17 protein-coding genes and 1 tRNA gene are annotated in these 19,218 nt (G+C 69.0%); 3 read left to right on the top strand and 15 right to left on the bottom strand.

From position 1 onward, the window contains the following. Nucleotides 1-30: 30 nt before the first annotated feature. Both BKH28_RS04625 and BKH28_RS04620 read right to left on the bottom strand, forming a co-directional pair. Nucleotides 31-432 (bottom strand): type II toxin-antitoxin system VapC family toxin, encoded by a 402-nt coding sequence (locus BKH28_RS04625; protein WP_075417695.1) that lies wholly within the window; start codon nucleotides 430-432, stop codon nucleotides 31-33. Continuing rightward, nucleotides 429-656 carry a toxin-antitoxin system antitoxin subunit gene (locus tag BKH28_RS04620; RefSeq protein ID WP_075417694.1) on the bottom strand — a complete coding sequence of 76 codons (228 nt, stop codon included), beginning with the start codon at nucleotides 654-656 and terminating at the stop codon, nucleotides 429-431. Before BKH28_RS04620 ends, BKH28_RS04625 begins: the two co-directional genes overlap by 4 nt. A gap of 373 nt (nucleotides 657-1,029) precedes the next feature. Here BKH28_RS04620 and BKH28_RS04615 point away from each other — a divergent pair, with 373 nt between their 5' ends. Next, nucleotides 1,030-1,542: a VOC family protein gene (locus tag BKH28_RS04615; protein WP_075417693.1), complete on the top strand. Its 513-nt coding sequence runs from the start codon at nucleotides 1,030-1,032 to the stop codon at nucleotides 1,540-1,542. A gap of 247 nt (nucleotides 1,543-1,789) precedes the next feature. On the opposite strand, the gene BKH28_RS04610 is transcribed toward BKH28_RS04615, so the two are convergent. The 11 genes from BKH28_RS04610 to BKH28_RS04560 all read right to left on the bottom strand — a co-directional run bounded on the left by BKH28_RS04610 (nucleotide 1,790) and on the right by BKH28_RS04560 (nucleotide 13,770). Continuing rightward, complete coding sequence (locus tag BKH28_RS04610; protein ID WP_075417692.1) at nucleotides 1,790-2,290, bottom strand: NUDIX hydrolase; 501 nt, start codon at nucleotides 2,288-2,290, stop codon at nucleotides 1,790-1,792. A gap of 241 nt (nucleotides 2,291-2,531) precedes the next feature. Further along, the gene (feoB, locus tag BKH28_RS04605; protein WP_075417691.1) at nucleotides 2,532-4,631 is read right to left on the bottom strand and encodes a ferrous iron transporter B; all 2,100 of its coding nucleotides are present in this window, start codon (nucleotides 4,629-4,631) and stop codon (nucleotides 2,532-2,534) included. Beyond that, nucleotides 4,628-5,005 carry a FeoA family protein gene (locus BKH28_RS04600; protein WP_075417690.1) on the bottom strand — a complete coding sequence of 126 codons (378 nt, stop codon included), beginning with the start codon at nucleotides 5,003-5,005 and terminating at the stop codon, nucleotides 4,628-4,630. Before BKH28_RS04600 ends, feoB (BKH28_RS04605) begins: the two co-directional genes overlap by 4 nt. Nucleotides 5,006-5,253: 248 nt before the next feature. Further along, entirely contained in the window at nucleotides 5,254-5,790 is a 537-nt protein-coding gene (locus tag BKH28_RS04595; RefSeq protein WP_075417689.1) for a NifU family protein, read from the bottom strand. 85 nt (nucleotides 5,791-5,875) lie between these two features. Next, the gene (gene feoB / locus BKH28_RS04590; protein WP_075417688.1) at nucleotides 5,876-8,005 is read right to left on the bottom strand and encodes a ferrous iron transporter B; all 2,130 of its coding nucleotides are present in this window, start codon (nucleotides 8,003-8,005) and stop codon (nucleotides 5,876-5,878) included. Further along, nucleotides 8,002-8,397, bottom strand: a complete 396-nt coding sequence (locus BKH28_RS04585) for a FeoA family protein (RefSeq protein ID WP_075417687.1) — start codon at nucleotides 8,395-8,397, stop codon at nucleotides 8,002-8,004. Before BKH28_RS04585 ends, feoB (BKH28_RS04590) begins: the two co-directional genes overlap by 4 nt. A 398-nt stretch (nucleotides 8,398-8,795) precedes the next feature. Next, on the bottom strand, nucleotides 8,796-8,996 hold the full coding sequence (locus BKH28_RS04580; protein ID WP_075417686.1) for a PspC domain-containing protein: 201 nt from the start codon (nucleotides 8,994-8,996) through the stop codon (nucleotides 8,796-8,798). Between the two features lie 327 nt (nucleotides 8,997-9,323). Then, nucleotides 9,324-10,079 carry a type 1 glutamine amidotransferase gene (locus BKH28_RS04575; protein ID WP_075417685.1) on the bottom strand — a complete coding sequence of 252 codons (756 nt, stop codon included), beginning with the start codon at nucleotides 10,077-10,079 and terminating at the stop codon, nucleotides 9,324-9,326. Continuing rightward, nucleotides 10,076-11,386 (bottom strand): Mur ligase family protein, encoded by a 1,311-nt coding sequence (locus tag BKH28_RS04570; RefSeq protein WP_075417684.1) that lies wholly within the window; start codon nucleotides 11,384-11,386, stop codon nucleotides 10,076-10,078. Before BKH28_RS04570 ends, BKH28_RS04575 begins: the two co-directional genes overlap by 4 nt. Before the next feature lie 200 nt (nucleotides 11,387-11,586). After that, a complete protein-coding gene (locus tag BKH28_RS04565) occupies nucleotides 11,587-13,203 on the bottom strand; it encodes a diacylglycerol kinase family protein (RefSeq protein WP_075417683.1) in 1,617 nt (538 codons plus the stop codon). A 493-nt stretch (nucleotides 13,204-13,696) separates the two neighbouring features. After that, nucleotides 13,697-13,770: transfer RNA gene (locus BKH28_RS04560), tRNA-Pro, on the bottom strand. 286 nt (nucleotides 13,771-14,056) lie between these two features. On the opposite strand from BKH28_RS04560, the gene BKH28_RS04555 reads away from it, so the two are divergent. Beyond that, nucleotides 14,057-14,605 (top strand): O-acetyl-ADP-ribose deacetylase, encoded by a 549-nt coding sequence (locus BKH28_RS04555; RefSeq protein ID WP_075417682.1) that lies wholly within the window; start codon nucleotides 14,057-14,059, stop codon nucleotides 14,603-14,605. A gap of 198 nt (nucleotides 14,606-14,803) precedes the next feature. Next, entirely contained in the window at nucleotides 14,804-15,733 is a 930-nt protein-coding gene (locus tag BKH28_RS04550) for an SDR family oxidoreductase (protein ID WP_075417681.1), read from the top strand. Between the two features lie 197 nt (nucleotides 15,734-15,930). Here the strand turns inward: BKH28_RS04550 and BKH28_RS04545 are convergent, their stop codons facing one another. Beyond that, entirely contained in the window at nucleotides 15,931-16,917 is a 987-nt protein-coding gene (locus BKH28_RS04545) for a metallophosphoesterase (RefSeq protein WP_075417680.1), read from the bottom strand. 51 nt (nucleotides 16,918-16,968) lie between these two features. Further along, nucleotides 16,969-19,044 (bottom strand): transglycosylase domain-containing protein, encoded by a 2,076-nt coding sequence (locus BKH28_RS04540; protein WP_075417679.1) that lies wholly within the window; start codon nucleotides 19,042-19,044, stop codon nucleotides 16,969-16,971. Nucleotides 19,045-19,218 lie beyond the last annotated feature (174 nt).

Raw genomic sequence — 19,218 nt, 5'->3', positions numbered from 1 at the left:
ATGTCGCCGGCCAGGATGTGCGACGCTCGTCTAGACCGTGATGAGTGGGAGGCCGGGGTAGACGGCGCTCAAGTCTTCAGGGTCGGAGGTCACCACGGTGTGCCCCTGCTCCTCCGCCAGCAGGGCGACGTGAACGTCGACAATGTCCCGATGGCCGCTGCGTCCGCAAAGCAGTCCGACGGCTCGCGCAGTCGTGTCGTCCAGCGGCGCCACGTGCACGCTGGGATCCGCCAGCAGTCGTGCGACTCGGGCCTGCCGAGGGCCACCCCGCCAGGCCTGCGCCACGACTCCAGCCGGCACGCTCAGGGGCAGGCCCGTCTCCAGAGCCCGGCGAAGAAGCGCGCGGACCCGCGAGTCCCCGCGCTCAAGTGCGAGTAGCGCGCCGGTGTCGAGGGTCAGGCCCTTGACGTCCCTCCTGCCGGTGGCGGTCACGCCAGTCCCAGCGCCTTGTCCGCCCAAGCCAGGTCCGCGTCGTCGACGGGGCCGAGTTCGCGATCAAGGTCGTCCAACAGCTGGGCGAGGTTGTCCTCCCGTTGCGCGCGAGCGACCGCTGCGCTGATGAATCCCGACACCGACGGTGCCCTGCCCTGTGCGACCGCGCGGCGAATTGAGACGACCTGCTCGTCCGGGAGGCTTACCGCGATCTTCTGAGTCATACCCGAATCATACCAAGGGTGGCGCAGACGCCCTGAGCCGAGGTGAGTGCACCCGGTGAGGCGCCGCTCGTCGTTGAGTCGCCCGCGGAGTGACGTTTCCTCGCGCTGGCGGGGGCGGCCGCGCCGGCGTCCTGGCCGGTCGAGGAGCAGGCGGCCCCTCGTAGTGATGGGGGCATTCGACGCCGTCGGGGACACTGTGCCTCCGACGGGTGCCATCGACGCGTACGGGGACGGAATTCCCGTTCCCGTACGCGCAGGATGTCCCCGGCCGGAAGAGACAGCACCCCGCCGCGCAGAATGTCCCCGGCCACGGGGCCAGAAGCCACGCGGATCACCTTGACCCTCACGTAGCGTGAGGGACGAGGCTGCCCGCATGAGCACCTTCAACGCATTCGAGATGAGCCCTGTGCCCGCGCCCGGCGAGGACGCCCAACCGCCCGAGCCCTTCCGCGGCATCTACGGCATGCCGATGTTCGTCACCGTCCCGACGTCGGATCTGGATGCCTCGGTCGACTTCTGGACTGAGGCGCTGGGCTTCTTCACTCTGTTCAGTATTCCTGGCCAGCTGGTGCACCTGCGCCGCTGGGCCTTCCAGGACGTCCTCCTGGTGCCGACGCCGCAGGAGCCCTCCCCGGCCGCCGGCCCCTCGATGAGCGTCAGCTTCTCCTGCGTCCTGTCCCAGATCGACGAGATCGCCAAGGCCTGCGAACAGCACCGGCCGGGCAGTGTCACCGGCCCACGCATCACCCCGTGGAACTCCTGCGAGGTCGAGGTCATCACCCCCGAGGGCGTGCGCGTCGTCCTCACCGCCGCCAGGCCCCTCGACCCGAACGGCGAGCAGGCCGACAGCCTTCGGCGTATCGGCATCGAGGTTCCCGAGGCCTGACCGCTCCGGTCTCGTCCCTCCACGAGTGGTGCATCCACCACCAGGCCCCACCGACTGCCTCACCCCTCCTGCGGCCGGGGACATTCGACGCCGTCGGGGACACTTTGCCGCGGGTGGGGGCAGTCCGCGCGTGCGGGGACAGAATTCCTGTTCCCGTACGCGCAGGTTGTCCCCGGCCGGAAGAGACGGCACCCCGCCGCTCAGAATGTCCCCGTCGTTGTCCCCGTCCGGATGGCGTCGGCCGGCGTCAGGACGCCGGGTGGAAGCGCGCGCCCGACGTCGGGTCGGCCAGCCAGGCCAGGGCCGCCTCGATGCGCCCGGGCGTCGAGCTCAGCAGCGGCTCGGGCAGCGCGTCCGGCGCGAACCAGCCCACCTGCGTGGACTCGTCGTCGGCCACATGGGCGCGATCCGCGCTGCCGGGCCGCGGCCGCCCCACGAAGTTGATGTCCATGAACACGCAGTTGTCCCCGTTGGGGAAGGCGAAGGGCTCACCCGCGGTCACGCTCGTGAGTGCCAGCACCTCCACGTCGACGCCGGTCTCCTCCAGGCACTCGCGCCTGATCGCCACCGCAGGCTGCTCGCCGGGCTCGGGGATGCCGGAGACCACCGCCCACCGTCCGTTGTCGGCGCGCCGCCCCAGCAGGAGCCTGCCGGCCTCGTCGACGACGACGATGCTCACCCCCGGCAGCCACAGCATGTCGTGCCCGATCTTCCGCCGCAGGGAGACGATGAACTCCGGAGTCGCCATGCCGCGAGCCTAGACGATTGCTTGCCGCGGAGGTGAAGGCGGAGGCGAAGGCAAGAGACAGAGGTGCAAGCAGCGGCCAGGTGCTGGCACTCGCTCAACACTTCGACCGAATCTTCATAAACGACCCGGAGCCGCGTCGTTTATGAAGATTCGGTCGAAGTGTGTGGGGGTGAGTGGTGTGGGGGCGGGGGTGCGTGAGTGTGCGCCGGGGTCGGTGGGAGTGTGCGCCCCCGGCGCACACCTACATGAGCATGGCGACGACGCCCCTCGTGAGAGCCGCCATGACCCACGCCGTGACGAACATGTAGGTGTAGGCGATGATCGGCCACTTCCAGGTGCCGGTCTCGCGTCGCATCGCCGCAGCCGTGGCCATGCACTGCAGGGCGTAGACGAAGAACACGAGGATCGCGATGACGGTGGCCGGGTTGAACAGCTGGTCGCCGGCCTTGTTGGTGAGCGTGTCCTTCTGATATGTCATCGTGGCCAGGTGGGCGCTGGGCTCCTCAGGGTCCTCGGCGGCAGCGATCTGCCCGAGGGTCGCCACGAAGGTCTCACGCGCCGCCAGCGATGACAGGATCGCCACGTTGATGCGCCACTCGAAGCCCAGCGGCTCGAACACCGGCTGAACCGTCTTGCCGACGGCGGCCGCCCAGGAGTTGTCCATCGTGTAGGAGGTCTTCTGAGCCTCCAGCAGCTTGCCGAGCTCCTCGGGATCGGTGATGACCTCGCCGTCATCCCCCTTGACGGTCGACGACGCCGGGTCCTCCACCGCCGCGGACACGGCCGCGCACTCGGTGCTGGCGGAGCAGTGGGCGTTGAACTGCTCATCGGAGCGCATCGGCATATTGAGCAGCACCCACAGGATGAGCGTGGTCAGGGCGATGACGGTCCCAGCCTTCTTCACGAAGCCCTTGCAGGCGTCCCACACCATGATGAGGACCGTGCGCGGCCGCGGCAGCCGGTAGGGCGGCATCTCCATGTAGAAGGGCAGCAGCACCCCGCCACGGTCAGTGAGGCGCTTGACCACCCAGGCGGCCACCATCGCGGAGACCGCCCCCAGCAGGTAGAGGGCGAACATGACGGTTCCGCGTGCGTTCAGTGGCCCGATCTTCGCGTCGGCGGGCACCATGATGGAGGTGAGCAGGACGTAGACGGGCAGACGCGCCGAGCAGGTCATGAGCGGGGCGGCCAGCATCGTGGCCACCCGGTCCTTGGCGCTGGGCAGCGTGCGGGTGGCCATGATCCCGGGGATCGCGCAGGCGAAGGACGACAGCAGTGCCACGAAGGCCCGCCCCTCCAGTCCGGCCCGACTCATGATCCGGTCCATGAGGAAGGCGGCGCGCGACATGTACCCCACGCCTTCGAGGAAGGCGATGATGAGGAACATGATGATGATCTGGGGGACGAAGGTGAGTACCGAGCCCACGCCCCCGATGAGCCCGTCACCCAGGAGCCCTGCCAGCAGCGGGTGGGACTCGTCGAGCCAGCCGTGCACCAGTTCCCCCAGGGCACTGAACCCGCCCTCGACGGCGTCCTGGAAGGGTGCCGCCCAGGTGAAGATCGCCTGGAAGAAGATGTACATGATGGCGAAGAACACCAGGGACCCCAGGACGGGGTTGAGCAGGACCCGGTCGACGGCGGTCGTGATGCGGTCCTGCTGGGGCGCCTGGTAGTCGGCGGCTTTCAGGATGGAGTCGGCCCAGGAGGCCACCTCGGTGGGCTCCGTCGGTGCGGGCAGCGGTGGGCGCTGCCAGTCGGAGATCTCGGTGAGGCGCTCGCGCAGCTCGGGGATCCCGATGCCGCGGTTGCCGACCACCCGCACGGCGGGGATCCCCAGGGCCTGCCCGAGGGCCGCCACGTCCAGGCGCCCGGCGCGCCGTGTGAGCTCGTCGGTCATGGTGACCACCAGGCAGGTGGGCAGCTCCAGGGCGAGGGCCTCGGCGACGAAGTTCAGCCCCCGTCGTAGCGTCGTGGCGTCGACGACGACCACGAGGGCGTCGGGGACGGAGACGCTCTGCGAGGCGTCGGTCAGGACATCGCGCACCACCTGCTCGTCGGGACTGATCGGGTTCAGGGAGTAGGCACCCGGCAGGTCCTCGATCGTCAGGTTGGTCTCGCCGATCCGGCAGGTCCCTAGTGAGCGGGCCACGGTGACGCCGGGGTAGTTGCCGGTCTTGGCGTGCAGGCCGGTCAGGGCGTTGTAGATGGAGGTCTTGCCCGCGTTGGGGGCGCCCGCCAGGGCGACGCGGGCGGCGCCGACCACCAGGGTCTTGCTGCTGGAGGACCCGCAGTGGCAGTCGGGGGCGCCGGCGACCTCGGAGGCTGCGCAGTGGTCACTCATGGGCGCTGCTCCTGACGCACGGGTGCGTCGGCCTGCTCCTCGGTGAGGGGCTCGACGATGTCGGCCTCGGTGAGGACCTCGACCTGGACCATGCGGGCCTCCTGGCGTCGCAGGCACAGCTCGTAGTCGGCGACGCGGTAGACCACCGGGTCGCCCAGCGGGGCGCGGCGCAACGGCGTCACGGTCCGGCCGGGCACGAAGCCCAGGTTGCTCAGCCGATTGACGATGGGGTCGTCGGCCGTGTTCTCCTGCAGGCCGATGACTCGTCCGCTGGTGCCCGGGCGTAGATCGGACAGGGACGTGTGGGTGGAAGGCGGGGTGTCGCCGGTGCCGGCCGGCGTCGTCGTGCCGTGGTGTGAGACTGCAGTCGCCATGTTGCCCTCGGAGCTCCTCGGATCCTTAAGTCTGTGCTCGGTCGTGATGCGGGCTCGCGCACCGACCATGACAGTCTAAGGTGAGGCTTAGTTATCGTCAGGTTTTTGGGGTGTCACCGACACAGATCAGGGGTGGGATGCCCACGCCGCACAACGCGCCGAGCCGGGCACTTCTCGCGCAGCCGGGCGGAAAAAGGTGGGGCTGCGCGACAATTACCCGGCTCGGTGACGGATTGCTCGGAGAAGGACTACTCGTCGACCCGGCGGACCTCGACCAGCCAGGGGCAACGGCGCCGCAGCAGGTGCTCGAAGCGCGCGTGCATCGTGATCTCCGCGGCCGGGCAGTGGTCGCAGGCGCCCTCCATGGCGATCTCGACGACGCCGTCGCGCACCGACTGCACCACGAGTGCGCCGCCGTGGCTGTTGACGAAGGTCCCCAGTGAGCCGCCGGCGATCTGTCGGGCGGCGGCCTCCAGGGCGTCGTCGGGGCCGGAGGCATGGGCGCTGGAGGCGCCCTTCCACGACTTCGGGGCGCCCAGGGCGTCTACCAGCGCGGATCGCACCCGGGCCCCCTCCGTGCGCCAGTCGTGGCCGGCCCCCAGGAGGGTGAGCACCCCACCGCCGTCGACCCTCACGGAGCGCAGGGTGCCGTCGTCCATGAGCTTCTGGAGAAGCGTCGGGGCCTGGGCGACCTCCCCGGTGAAGGGCAGCAGGCCGTCGGGAATGACCCACCGCAGCACGTCGGGGTCCGGCGTGGTTGTCGGGTGCGTGGGGACGACGGGCACTACTGCCTCACCTCTCCTGCTGTCCTGGGCGCCCCCGCCACCGACGGGGGCGCCGTGCTGGTCATTGGTCCGTGCTGCTCTCCACCTACATGAAGGCGGCCACGAGTGCGCGGCTGATTGCCGCCATGACCCAGGCCATGACGAACATGTAGGTGAAGGCGATGATCGGCCACTTCCAGGTGCCGGTCTCGCGGCGCATCGCACCGGCCGTGGCCATGCACTGCAGGGCGTAGACGAAGAACACGAGGACCGCGATGACGGTGGCCGGGTTGAACAACTGGTCGCCTGCCTTGTTGGTCAGGGTGTCCTTCTGGTAGGTCATCGTGGCCAGGTGGGCGCCGGGGTCCTCGGGGTCCTCGGCGGCGGCGATCTGCCCGAGGGTGGCCACGAAGGTCTCGCGCGCCGCCAGCGAGGACAGGGTGGCGACGTTGATGCGCCAGTCGAAGCCCAGCGGCTCGAAGACCGGCTGGACCACCTTGCCTCCCTTGGCCGCCCAGGAGTTGTCCATCGTGTAGGAGGTCTTCTGAGCCTCCAGCAGCTTGCCGAGCTCCTCGGGGTCGGTGATGACCTCGCCGTCATCCCCCTTGACGGTGGACGACTCCGGGTTCTCCACGGCCGCCGAGATGGCGGCGCACTGGGTGTCGGAGGCGCAGAAGGCCTCGAACTGGGCGTCCGAGCGCATGGGGACGTTGAGCAGCACCCACAGGATGACGGTGGTCAGGGTGATGATCGTGCCGGCCTTCTTCAGGAAGCCCTTGCAGGCGTCCCACACCATGATGAGGACCGTGCGCACGCGGGGCATGCGGTAGGGCGGCATCTCCATGTAGAAGGGCAGCAGGACGCTGCCGCGGTCGGTGAGCTGCTTGACCACCCAGGCGGCCGCCATCGCGGAGACCGCGCCCAGCAGGTAGAGGGCGAACATGACCACGCCGCGGGTTCCGAAGGGGCCGACCTTGGCGTTGCCGTCGACCGTCAAGGAGATCATGATGACGTAGACGGGCAGGCGGGCCGAGCAGGTCATGAGTGGTGCGGCCAGCATCGTGGCCACCCGGTCCTTCGTGGACGGCAGCGTGCGGGTGGCCATGATCCCGGGGATCGCGCAGGCCAGTGAGGACAGCAGCGCCACGAAGGCCCGTCCCTCCAGCCCGGCGATACTCATGACCTTGTCCATGAGGAAGGCGGCTCGGGACATGTACCCCACGCCCTCCAGGACGGCGATGATGAGGAACATGATGATGATCTGGGGGATGAAGGTGAGCACCGAGCCCACACCCCCGATGATTCCGTCTCCCAGGAGCCCGGCGATGAGCGGGTGGGACTCGTCGAGCCAGCCGTGCACCAGCCCGCCCAGATACCCGAAGCCGCCCTCGACGGCGTCCTGGAAGGGCGCCGCCCAGGTGAAGATCGCCTGGAAGAAGAGGAACATGATCGTGAAGAACACGATGGTGCCGGGGACGGGCCGCAGCAGGACCTTGTCGACCGCGGAGGTGATCTGGTCGCTCTGGGGCGCCTGGTAGTCCGCGGCGGCCAGCACCGAGTCGGCCCAGGAGGTGATCTCGTCGGGGTCGGTGGGCGGCGGCAGCGGGGTGCGCTGCCAGTTCTCGACCTGGGCCAGCTGGGCGCGCAGGTCGGGCATGCCGACGCCGCGGTGACCGATGACTCGCACGGCGGGGATGCCCAGGGCGTGTCCGAGGGCCGCGACGTTGAGTCGGCCCGTGCGGCGGCTGAGCTCGTCGGTCATGGTGACCACCAGGCAGGTGGGCAGCTCCAGGGCGAGGGCCTCGGCGATGAAGTTCATGCCGCGCTGCAGCGTCGTGGCGTCGACGACGATGACCAGGGCATCCGGGGCACTGACCGTGGTCGAGGTCCCGGTGAGGACGTCGTGGACGATCTGCTCGTCGGGGCTGATCGGGTCCAGGGAGTAAGCGCCCGGCAGGTCCTCGATGGTCAGGGTCTTACCACCGACCTTGCAGGTACCCAGCGATCGCTGGACGGTGACGCCGGGGTAGTTGCCGGTCTTGGCGTGCAGGCCGGTCAGGGCGTTGTAGATGGAGGTCTTGCCGGCATTGGGGGCACCCGCCAGGGCGACGCGCGGGGCGCCGGTCACCAGGGTCTTGGAGCTTCCCGAGCCGCAGTGACAGTCGGCGCCGTCGTAGGGCTGCTCGCAACTCTGCGAATGCCCGGGGGCGTGCTGCGTGGTGTCGTGGGTGCTCACAGAGTCTCTCCCGTGTTCGGTGCTGCGGGGTCATCGGCCGCGTGCCGTCCGGCCGGCCTGGGTTGGAGGATGATGCGGTTCTCGGCCTCCACTGCGGTGACCTGGATGAGTCGGGCCTCCTGGCGACGCAGGCACAGCTCGTAGTCGGAGACGCGGTAGACCACTGGATCCCCCATGGGGGCGCGGCGCAGCGGCGTGGCGATCCGACCGGGGACGAAGCCCAGGTTGCGCAGGCGCTTGACGAGGACCCCGCCGACGCCGTCGTCAAGCAGGCCGGTGATGCGCCCGCTGGTGCCGGGGCTCAGGTCCGACAGTGCGAAGGTGGCGGCGCCTGGTTCGGGAAGGTAGGCGGTGCCGTCGGGGGCGCGGTGTCGTGGAACAGCAAAATCCATGGTGTCCTCGGGTCGACATTGAAGGAGGCTTCGTCGATGTGAGTCTAAGGCAGCGCTTCTCTATCCCGCAGCAGGTCAGGAGGCGTTCTGCTTCAGCGTAGTGCGTCTATCCGGAGGCGTGGCGGGGAAGGGGTTCGATTCCTTGGTGAAGCCTGAGAGCGGGGGCCTGCGCGTGTTCCGGGCAAGAGATGACAACGGTGTCGATCCGTAAAAATATAGTGAGATCACTTCCTACTTCCGCAAGGTTCTTCTCGCGGAAGTAGGAAGTGGGTGGTTGGCAATATGTCGGGATGGTTGTTCGGGGATGTTTCTACCTGAGGCCGGGAACTGCTTCCCCGCATTATGCGACCCTCAAGGGCTGTGAGGGCGCTCAGGCTGTCTGGCGAGGTGGTGGTGGGTTAGCGGGCGGAGGGGGCGGGCATGTTCTGGGCGCCCAGGTAGTAGACGTAGCCGAGCGGCACGACGAAGAGGAAGAAGGCGATGCGAACCACCCAGGCGTTGACGTTCCATTTGTTGGCGAGGCCTCCGCAGACGCCGAGCCAGATCTTGTCGGCGGAACGGGCGGGCCAATCGAAACCGGAAGAATTCTGTGCTGTCATGGCAGATATTCTGCAATGCCCGACGCACTGATGTCACGCCGTGGTCTCGGCCGGAATAAATCAGTGTCCAACAGCGGGTGACCGGATGGTGAATATATCTAATACGAGACTTCAATGCCTTTTAGGGGCATGGTGTTGGTCGGTTTCCTTCCGGTTCCATGGGACGAACCTTGGAAAATACTTGGTATCCAATAAGAGTGACATGAATCTCTTCACTCTTCTCGTCTATTAGATCCGAAATGAGTTGTGAAAATAAGGGGGTGTGACGACGGACCTGTGTGATGGAAGGGCGCGCCGCCCTCTGCCGGCCCCGCCTCGGTGCCGAGGTCAGCGGGGCCGGGACATGGCCACGGCGCGGGCGCGCTCGGCCCATGCGTCGTCGAGCGGCTCGGGCTCCCAGGCGGCGCCGGCGTGCTCGGCGGCGCGGGCCAGCAGCCAGTCGGCCACGGTCGGGTTCTTGGGCAGCAGGGAACCGTGCAGGTAGGTGCCGATGACGTGGTGGACGCGGCCGCCCTCGGTGGAGTCCTTGCCGTTGTTGCCGTCGCCCATGCGCACGGTGCCGAAGGGACGCGCGCCCGGCCCCAAGGTGGTCAGGCCGGAGTGGTTCTCGTAGCCGACCACCGCGCCGAAGTCCTCGGTATCCAGGGTGATGTTGCCGATGAGGCGGGTGTCGCCGGCCACCGTGTGGGCGTCCATGAGGCTGATGCCGGGGATCTCCTGGCCCTTGGCGGTGGTGAAGCCGTGCCCGAAGAGCTGGTAGAGGCCGCAGATCGCCAGCATCGGGACGCCGTCGCCCGCCCACGCCTTGAGGGTGGGGCCGACCTTGACCAGATCCTCCTTGATGCGGTCCTGACCGGAGTCCTGGCCGCCGCCGCCCACGAGGATGTCGATGTCGCCTGGCAGCTCGTCGCCCGGGTCGTAGGAGAGGAGCTCGACGTCGTAGCCCTGCCACTGGGCGCGCCGCGCCAGCACGAGCGTATTGCCCCAGTCGCCGTAGATGTTCATGTCCCGCGGGTAGAGCTGGAGCAGGCGCAGGCTGCCACGGGCGGGGCCGTCGGTGGTGTGCTCGTAACGCGCGGTCATGACATGACCTCCTCAACGTCCGTCATCTCGCCCAGGATCGAGCGCAGGGCCAGCATCGCGGTGTAGGTGGTGAAGATTCGCATGGGGCGGTCGGTGTCGGCGGCAGCCCTGCGCATGAGGGCCACGGCCCGGCGCAGGTCGGGTTCGACGTCGGCGACATCGACGTCGTCGTAGTGCAGCCGCAGCGCCATGTCCCAGGCCCGCACCCCGGTGACGACGGTGACCCCGCCGGCGCGCAGGGCCGAGAAGTCGACGTCCCACAGCCAGGACATGTCCCGGCCGTCGGCGTACTCGTCGTTGATGGCCACGACCACGACCTCGCCGTCCTGCGCCTGGGAGGCCGCCGAGAGCAGCCCCATGCGGAAGCCGGCCGGGTTCTTGACCAGGGAGAGCTGGACGGGGCGGCCGTCCAGGGTGAGGACCTCGCCGCGGCCGAAGGCGGCCTGCACGGAGCCCAGGGTGGTGAGCAGCCCGGGCAGGTCGGCGTCCTCGCCCAGCACCTCCAGGACCACCCCGAGGGCGGCGCAGGCATTGAGCAGGTTGTGGACGCCCGGGATGGCGAAGTCGACCTCGTGGGAGGTCCCGTCGACGCTCACGGTGGCGCGCTGGCCGTTAATGGCCTCCAGGGTGACGCGTGGGCCGGGGGCCTGGCCGTCCTCCCGGGGGCTCACCAGGCCGGTGCGCAGGTCGTCGTCGGACAGGAACAGGGAGCGCAGGTCCTCGCCGGCGCCGAAAGAGACGACGCGGGCGCTGACTCCCTCCAGGAAGGCGGGGGCGGCCAGGCGCGGGTCGTCGCCGTTGAGGACGACGACGTCGCTGGTGGCCTTGGCGATGGAGTGCAGGAGGGAGGCGGTGTAGTCGATCTCGCCGAAGCGGTCGAGCTGGTCGCGCATGACGTTGAGCAGGAGGCAGGCGCGCGGGCGGACCCGGGCCACGAAGTGCACGGCGTGCGCCTCGTCGAGCTCGAGGACCGCGATGTCGGCGTCCAGGTTGCCGGCGGCGTCGACCTCGGTGAGCAGGGCGGCGAGCACGCCGCGCACGAAGTTCGAGCCGGTCCGGTTGGTGAAGACCTTGAGGCCCTGCTCGCGCAGGAGCTGGACGACCATCTTGGTGGTCGTGGTCTTGCCGTTGGTGCCCGAGACCACGATGACGCCGCGGGGCAGGCGGCTGAGGGTGCGCTCCAGGAAACCGGGGTCGGTGCGCTCCATGACCAGGCCGGGGAAGGCGGTGCCGCCGCTGCCGCCGCCGCGCATGCGGGCGGCCAGGCGCGCTGTGCGGCCGAGGGCGACCGTAAGACGAGAACGCATGGAACTCCTGCTGGCTAAAGAGAGGGTCGCACCGACGATGCGATCGGGGCGCGGATACCCATATGGGGGATGTAGTCACCCATATGGGCGACAACTGGGCGTCAGTCTAGGGCAGCGGGGGCGGTCACGGATGCGTCACGATGCTCACGTGAGAGGTATGGGTCGTGGGGTGGGACAGGGGGCTCGTCGGGGGTGGTGGCTCACTGGGGGACGACGACGTGCAGGGCGCCGTCCTCGACCTCGGCGTGCAGGGTGCGGGTGGAGCCGGCCGTGTCGCCGTCGAGCTCGAAGGGGACGGGGCGGTCGGCCTCGATGAGGACCTTCCGGGCGCGGGTGAGGGTGAAGCCTTCCATCTCCTGGCCGGTGAGGATCTGCGCCCCCAGGCGGGCCCAGTCCACGACCTTGCCGGGGCTGGCCAGGAGCAGGTCGACCAGGCCGTCGGAGGGGGTGGCCCGCGGGAAGAGCGTCATACCGCCGGTGATGGTGCCGACGTTGCCCATGAGGGCCATGACCATCTGGCGGCGCACCGGGGGCTCGTCGTCGAGCGTGATGGTGGCGGTGAAGGGGTCGGGGACCGCGTTCTGCACGGCGGCCACCGCGTAGGCGCCCGAGCGGATGACCTTCTTCAGGCCCGAGTCGGTGGACTCCATGATCTGGGCGTCCAAGCCCATGCCGGCCATGACGACGAAACGCTCCTGGCCGTCGTCGAAGGTGCAGGTGACCATGTCGATGGCCTTGAGGTGGCCGCGCAGAGCCAGGCGGATGGCGGCGTCGGTGTCCAAGGGGATGGAGAGGTTGCGGGCCAGCAGGTTGCCGGTGCCGGCGGGGATGAGGGCCATGGGCATCTCGGTGCCGGCCAGCTGGGAGGAGACGGCGCGCACGGTGCCGTCCCCGCCAGCCACCATGACCAGGTCGACGCCGGCCTCCAGGGCGCGATCGGCCATGGAGCGGCCGGGGTCGTCGGGGGTGGTCTCCAGCCAGACGGTGGGCAGCCAGCCGGCGGCACGCACCTCGGCGGCGACCCGACGGCGCAGGAGTGAGAGGTCGTCGAACTTGGTGGGGTTGTAGATGACGGCGGCGCGCTTCTCGCTGCTGGCGCGCGAGAGGCGACGGTTGACCCAGCTGGTGAGGATCGCGTCGATGCCGCCGACCCACAGGGCCAGGTTCGCGAAGGCGGCGCCCAGGAGGAAGCCGCCGATGAGGTCGCTGAGTGAGGCCAGGCCCATGTACCACTGTCCGACGGCGGTCACGGCGACGGCCGCGTAGCCCAGGACGGTGCCGGCGGCGACCATGGTGCTGCGATGGTGGGCGCGCGCGAGGGTCACCAGGACCCAGGAGGCCAGGGTCATCGCTGTGATGTGCGCATTGGGGTAGGAGTAGGTGAAGGCGGCGATGGAGTCGGAGAAGGCGGAGCCCGGGTCGGGGTGAGCCAGGTACAGGGCGATGAGGAACTGGGTGGGGATGCCGGCGGCGGCGATGGCCAGCGAGACGCTCAGGCGGCGCATGCGGGCCGTGTAAGCGTAGACGACCCAGGTCGCGATGAGCCCGAGGATGAGGGCGGGGTGGGTGAAGGTGGCGAAGGCCTCGGCGAGCTGTCCGGCGACTGACCTGGGCTGGGTGTCGGGGGTCGGCAGGAGGGCGTCGATGGCCGGAGGGTGCTGCTTGGTGTGTGGGGCGAGAGGGCCCGGGGCGCTCAGGTAGGTCCAGACGATGAAGGCCAGGGCGAAGCCGATGCACAGGAGCGCCTCGACGTACTTCAGACGCCGTGGGGCTCGAGGAGAGGGAGAGGCGGCGGAGTCGCGTGGGGACTTGTTCACGCTCGCTCGTCCTTTCCTCCGGCTGGGTGACCGGGAGCCAGCCTAACCGGTGCGCCTGTGGGTGGCATATGTCCCGGCTGTGGGGCGGGCCGGGACCGGCCGGTCCCGCCGGCGGTGCAGGGGAGTGGCCGTACGGGGTGAGAGACCGGGTGGGATGAGAGGGGCACCGTGCCCGGAGACCGCTATCGGGTCCTGTCTGCTCCTGTGAGTGGACAGGACCCGCGTCACGGACGCGTCCATGACGCGGGGGAGCGACGGTCGGGCGCCTGAGGGCTACGGGATGACGGTCATGACACGGCAGAAGGCCCACGAGCGAACTCGTGGGCCTTCTCATCGTCGGGGTATTCGGCCTGACGGCCTCCTACCCCCTCCTCTTCGAAGACCTCATGAGCAAGCTCATGGGTCTTCTCATCGTCGGGGTGCTCAGGCCTTCGGCCTGTCGACCCCTTCCTCCTCGGACGTCTCACGAGCAAGCTCGCGGACGTCCTCGTCGTCGGGGTGGCGGGATTTGAACCCACGACCTCTTCGTCCCGAACGAAGCGCGCTACCAAACTGCGCCACACCCCGTGTGCAGCAGGCGACAGCATAGCCTCCACCCACCGCAGGGAGGAAATCAGAGCCACTGAGTCCTCCGTCACGTCGGTGTTCGCTCCCTGTCGGAACCCGGTTGGCCCGAGGTGCCCACCGTGACAGGGTGCTGACGACCGGTCCTCCTACTGACTCACCCCGGAGGGCCCTCACCAGTCCAGGACCCGTCATCCTCGGGTCCATGGGTCCACCCGAAGAGACGCGCGGGTCGAGCAGGGCTTGAGAAGGCGCCCGCAGAGCCACCCGCTGCAGACAAGGAGCCCCTATGCGCATTGAGGCCGTCGTCGGCGACATCACCACCGAGAAGGTCGACGCCATCGTCAACGCCGCCAACAGCACCCTCCTGGGCGGAGGGGGAGTCGACGGCGCCATTCACCGCGCCGCCGGCCCCCGCCTGCTTGACGCCTGCCAGAAGGTGCGCGACACCGAGCTGCCCGACGGCCTGCCGGTCGGCCGCGCCGTGGCCACCCCCGGCTTCGACCTGCCCGCCACCTGGGTCATCCACACCGTGGGCCCCAACCGCCACGCCGGAGAGGACGATCCCGCCCTGCTGCGCGCCTGCTTCGACAACTCCCTGGAGCTCGCCATCCAGCTCGGCTGCACCGGCATCGCCCTGCCGGCCGTCTCCGCCGGCGTCTACGGCTGGCCGATCGCCAAGGTCGCCGAGATCGCCGTGGCCCGGGCCTGCGCCGTCGAACAGCGCTCCCACACCGATCCCGAGGCCGTCGGCCGCCTTGAGCTCATCCGCTTCGTCCTGTCCTCGCAGACCAACCACGAGGCCTTCGCCCGCGAGCTCGCGCACGTCGAGGACTGACGCGGCCCCCACCAGCCTCCTCTCGCTCCCTCGCCGCTCGAACCGGTGGGGGCAATCGACGCCGTCGGGGACATTTCATCGCGGCCGGGGACGTCTCGCGCGTGCGGGGACAGGAAGACGGTCCCCGCACGCGCAGAATGCCCCCGGCGGAAAGAAAACGCCCCCGTACGCGCGGAAGGCCCCTCTACGCTTGCCGGTATGACCACTGATGCTCACCGCGGAGATCCCGCCGCCGCTCCTGCCCGCCCCGGCGGCACCGCCGGTTCCACCGGCCCCGGCGGACGCGATCCCCTGCCTTTGGCGGGGCGCACCGTCCTGGTCACGGGGGTCAGCCGCCGCGTCGGCATCGGCCACGCCATCGCCTGCCGCGCCGCCGACTACGGGGCGAGCGTCGTCGCCCACCACTACCGCCCGCACGACGCCTCCCAGCCCTGGGGCGCTGACGACATCGACGCCGTCATGGCCTCCATCCGCACCCACCTGGTCGGCTCGGCCCGGCTCATCGACATCCCCGCCGACCTGGCCGCCCCCGGGGAGCCGGTCCGCGTCGTCGAGCAGGCCGCAGCCACCGCCGGCCACCTCGACGCCCTCGTGTGCAACCAGGCCATGAGCAGCCCCGACGGTCCGCTCAGCGAGATGACCGAGGCTGTCCTGGACGCCCACTGGGCCGTCGACGCCCGCGCCTCCATCCTCCTGGCGCAGGCCTTCGCCGCCCAGAAGGGTTTCGCCTCGCCCGCTCCCGCCCGCTCCGGAGGTCCGGGCAGTCGATCGGTCGACAACCACCGCGGCGCCATCGTCTTCCTCACTTCGGGCCAGGGCCTGGGCCCTCTGCCCGGGGAGATCGCCTATGCCGCCGCCAAGGCCGCTATCGCCGGCCTCACCCCGACGATCTCCGAGGAGCTCATTGACGCCGGCATCACCGTCAACACGGTCAACCCCGGCCCCGTCGACACCGGCTACGTCACCGACGCGGACCGCGAGGCGATCGCCGCCATGTTCCCGCAGGGGCGTTGGGGCGAGCCCGACGACGCCGCGCGCCTCATCACCTGGCTGCTCACCGATGAGGCCCGCTGGATCACCGGGCAGGTCATCAACTCCGAGGGCGGCTTCGCTCGCTGGCGTCACTGACCGCCACGCCCAGGCCCCCTGAGTGCCCAGGCCCCACAAATCGACCAAAACTTCATAGAAGACACGGCTCCGCGTCATTTATGAAGATTCTGTCGAAGTGATGCGGCGATGGTGGGGAGGGGGCGGTGAGGAAGCCGCGGGGGAGTGCTGCTCAGCGGGGGCGTGCTGGACGATGTGCTGGGGCGGCGCGCCGCCCCTCAGGCCGGCAGCAGCCGCAGCAGCGTGGCCTCGGGCCGGCAGGCCAGGCGCACGGGCGTGTAGGGGCTTGTGCCCAGCCCGGCGGAGACGTGCAGGTACATGTGGTCGGCGGCCCGCGGGTCCCCGAGACGGCCCGGCCACTGCGACAGGCCCGAGGCGCGCCCCCGGTCCAGGTCGCAGTTGGTCACCAGTGCCCCTACCCCGGGCACGCACAGCTGCCCGCCGTGGGTGTGTCCGGCCAGGACCAGGTCGACGTCGTCGGCCGACATCGCCTCCAGGACCCGCCGGTAGGGGGCGTGGGTGAGCCCCAGTCGCAGAGCCCGGCCCTCGTGGTCACGGATCGTCGGCAGGGAAGTGGCCGACTCCGCTGAGCCGGCGGCCTCGGGGACGGGGAGGACGTCACGGTTGGCGTGCGGGTCGTCGACGCCGACCAGCTCGATGCGCCGCCCGCGCACGGTCAGTGAGCCGCGCCGGTTGGTCAGGTCCACCCAGCCACCGGCGGCCTGCAGGTCGCGGATCTCCTCCCAGGGCAGGGCCTCAATGTCCTCGTCGCGCACGCGGCTGGAGGCCTTGCGCGGGTCCCGGTGCAGGTAGCGCGTCGGTAGGCGGAAGACGGTGGAGCGGTAGTCGTGGTCGCCCATGACGAAGGCCCCGGGCAGACCCGTCAGCGGTTCGAGCGCCCGCCGCAGCGGCTCCAGCCCGGATTCCAGGGAGAGGTTGTCGCCGGTGTTGACGACGACGTCGGGCTGCAGCTGCGCCAGCTGCCGCACCCAGGCGACCCGCGCCTCGGTGTGACCCGTCAGGTGAAGGTCGGCCAGGTGCAGCACCGTGAGGGGCTCCTCGTCGGCGGCGAGCACCGGCACGTCGATGCGCCGCAGTACGGGGCACCTGGCCTCGATGAGGCTGTAGGCCAGCGTGGCCGCCCCCAGGGCGGCGGTGGCGCCGATGACGGACAGGGCGGCGCGGCCGACAGTGCAGGGCGTCATGGGGAGTCGGGTCCTCTTCTGTGCAGTTGTCATTCTCGCGGGGAGCGGTGCTCACCCGTGGGAGGGAATGGGCAGGGCAGGGTCGTTCGCCACGGCCTGGGACATGTAGTCGCGCCACATCGGCACGGCCAGGTCACTGCCGTAAATCTTCGGGAAGTACACTCCTCCGATCGTCCTGCCTACAAGGCTCCTGCCGCTCTCCGTGGCGTCACCGATCCAGACCGCGGTGGACAGCTGCGGGGTGAATCCCACGAACCAGGTGTTCTCGGCCTCGTCCGTGGTTCCGGTCTTGCCCGCGATCGGTCGGCCGAAGACGGCGTCCTTAGCGGTACCTCCTGGTTCGGATGTGGCCCGGAGCGTTCTTGCTGTCTCGTCTGCGGCACCCTGGTCCATGGCCTGGGTGCAGTCGGCGCCGGGCACGGCCATGGAGGTCCCGCTGGCGTCCAGGATCTGGTCGATGGCGATGGGTTTGCAGTACTTGCCGCCGGAGGCGAAGGTTGCATAGGCGTTGGCCATGCTGATCGGTGGTACGGGTGTGCCTCCCAAGGCGATGGAGGGGTCAGGATCCAGTGGGCTCCCGTCCGCTTTGGTGATGCCTATGGAGGCGGCGAGCTTCGTGACCTCACAGACATCGAGGTCCCTGAGCATCTCGGTGAAGCCCGCATTGATGGACTGCTTCGTGGCTTCTCTGACGGTCATGACGCCGGCGTTGGTCCCGGCGACGTTGTTGACGGGCCAGGAACCGGCCGCGCGCGCGGGATCACAGGAAACTGTGAACGTATTGGGCGAGTAGTTCTTCGGTGCGGACGCGTTCACCATTTGACCGGCTGTGTGGCCAGTCTTGAGCCATTCGGCCAGGACGATTGCCTTGAACGTCGAACCGGGCTGGAAGCCGACGTTTCCGTCGGGGAGCTCGATTCCACCGTGCTTGGCGTCCGCTGCGAAGACGAGCTGGGAATCCTCATAGTTGGTGTTCTGAGCCAGAGCCTGGATTCTTCCTGTGCCGGGCTCGATCGACACGATGGTGGAATTGGCTCCGTCGGAGTCCCCGATCGGAGTTCTGGCCTGAATGACGGAATCGGCGGCACTCTGGCGCGCGCGGTCCAGGGTGGTGGTGATCTTCAGGCCGCCGCGCGTCAGGAGCTGACGGCGTGCGGAGACATTAGGTCCGAAGTTCTCCGAGCCGAGGATCTCGTTGACCACATAGGTGCAGAAGTAGGCGTAGCTGCCCGCAGCCCCACAACCTGCAGGCGAGTCCCGAACATTGAGCTTGATCTCGGAGTTGACGGCCTCATCGTACTGCTGCTTGGTGATGAACTTCTCCTCCAGCATCTTGGAGAGCACCCAGTTCCTGCGGCTCTTGGCCAGCTCCGGATGGGTGACGGGATCGTAGGCGCTGGGGGCGTTGGTGGCACCGGCCATGAGAGCGGCCTCGGCCACTGTCAGGTCCTTGGCTGACTTGCTGAAGTAGTGCTGGGCGGAGGCCTCGACCCCGTAGGTGGAGGGGCTGAAGGCGGCGATGTTGAGGTAGCCCTCGAGGATCTGCTGCTTGGAGTACTTCTGCTCCAGGCTGAGGGCGAACTTCATCTCCCGCAGCTTGCGGGCCACGGTGCTCTCGGTGGCGTCGCGGATGATCTTGTGGTCATCGTTCTTCAGGCCGGTCTCGATGAGTGTGTTGCGCACGTACTGCTGAGTCAGGGTCGAGGCACCCTGACGCGAGCCGCCGGCGTTGTTGGACACCAGGGCTCGCACCATGCCGGTGGGGTCGACGCCCTGGTGCTGGTAGAAGCGCTGGTCCTCCACGGCCACGATGGCGTTCTGCATGTTGACCGAGATCGAGTTCAGGGGCACCACGATGCGGTTCTCCGCGTAGAACTTGGTGATCTCGGAGCCGTCGGACGCCAGGAGGGTGGAGATCTGGCTGGGCTGCTGGACGTTGAAGTCACTGGGGAGCTCCTCGAAGAGCTCTGCGGATGCCTTGGTCAGCGCTGCCGTGACACCCACGAAGGGAGTGGCGAAGCCTGCGGACAGGACCCCGCCGACGCACGAGAGAGTCAGGAAGACCACGAGCATCGAGACGACCTGGGGTGGTGTCAGTGAGCGCCCGCGCGCAGAGGATTTCGCCATGGCGCCAGCCTACGTGGAATCGCTTGGAGGATGCAGTGGCGTAGACCCTCTTCGCGCTGGGAAGACCCTAGGAGGTCAGCCCCAATGCCTTCTGGTTGGTGGGGAGGCGAGGTGATTCGACGGCGTTGACGGGCGCAGGGAACGGGACGGTGCGGCCACATAGCGAGACAGTGT

Source organism: Actinomyces oris, assembly GCF_001937665.1.
In the GTDB taxonomy this organism is placed as follows: Bacteria; Actinomycetota; Actinomycetes; order Actinomycetales; family Actinomycetaceae; genus Actinomyces; species Actinomyces stomatis.
Note: the sequence above shows the minus strand (reverse complement) of the source record. Positions and strands in the feature narration are given on the sequence as shown.

Bases quoted from the DNA above. Each gene is read 5' to 3' on its own strand.
- BKH28_RS04620 (WP_075417694.1), bottom strand. From the start codon at position 656: ATGACTCAGAAGATCGCGGTAAGCCTCCCGGACGAGCAGGTCGTCTCA.
- BKH28_RS04615 (WP_075417693.1), top strand. From the start codon at position 1,030: ATGAGCACCTTCAACGCATTCGAGATGAGCCCTGTGCCCGCGCCCGGC.
- BKH28_RS04610 (WP_075417692.1), bottom strand. From the start codon at position 2,290: ATGGCGACTCCGGAGTTCATCGTCTCCCTGCGGCGGAAGATCGGGCAC.
- feoB (WP_075417691.1), bottom strand. From the start codon at position 4,631: ATGAGTGACCACTGCGCAGCCTCCGAGGTCGCCGGCGCCCCCGACTGC.
- BKH28_RS04600 (WP_075417690.1), bottom strand. From the start codon at position 5,005: ATGGCGACTGCAGTCTCACACCACGGCACGACGACGCCGGCCGGCACC.
- BKH28_RS04585 (WP_075417687.1), bottom strand. From the start codon at position 8,397: ATGGATTTTGCTGTTCCACGACACCGCGCCCCCGACGGCACCGCCTAC.
- BKH28_RS04580 (WP_075417686.1), bottom strand. From the start codon at position 8,996: ATGACAGCACAGAATTCTTCCGGTTTCGATTGGCCCGCCCGTTCCGCC.
- BKH28_RS04575 (WP_075417685.1), bottom strand. From the start codon at position 10,079: ATGACCGCGCGTTACGAGCACACCACCGACGGCCCCGCCCGTGGCAGC.
- BKH28_RS04570 (WP_075417684.1), bottom strand. From the start codon at position 11,386: ATGCGTTCTCGTCTTACGGTCGCCCTCGGCCGCACAGCGCGCCTGGCC.
- BKH28_RS04555 (WP_075417682.1), top strand. From the start codon at position 14,057: ATGCGCATTGAGGCCGTCGTCGGCGACATCACCACCGAGAAGGTCGAC.
- BKH28_RS04550 (WP_075417681.1), top strand. From the start codon at position 14,804: ATGACCACTGATGCTCACCGCGGAGATCCCGCCGCCGCTCCTGCCCGC.
- BKH28_RS04545 (WP_075417680.1), bottom strand. From the start codon at position 16,917: ATGACGCCCTGCACTGTCGGCCGCGCCGCCCTGTCCGTCATCGGCGCC.
- BKH28_RS04540 (WP_075417679.1), bottom strand. From the start codon at position 19,044: ATGGCGAAATCCTCTGCGCGCGGGCGCTCACTGACACCACCCCAGGTC.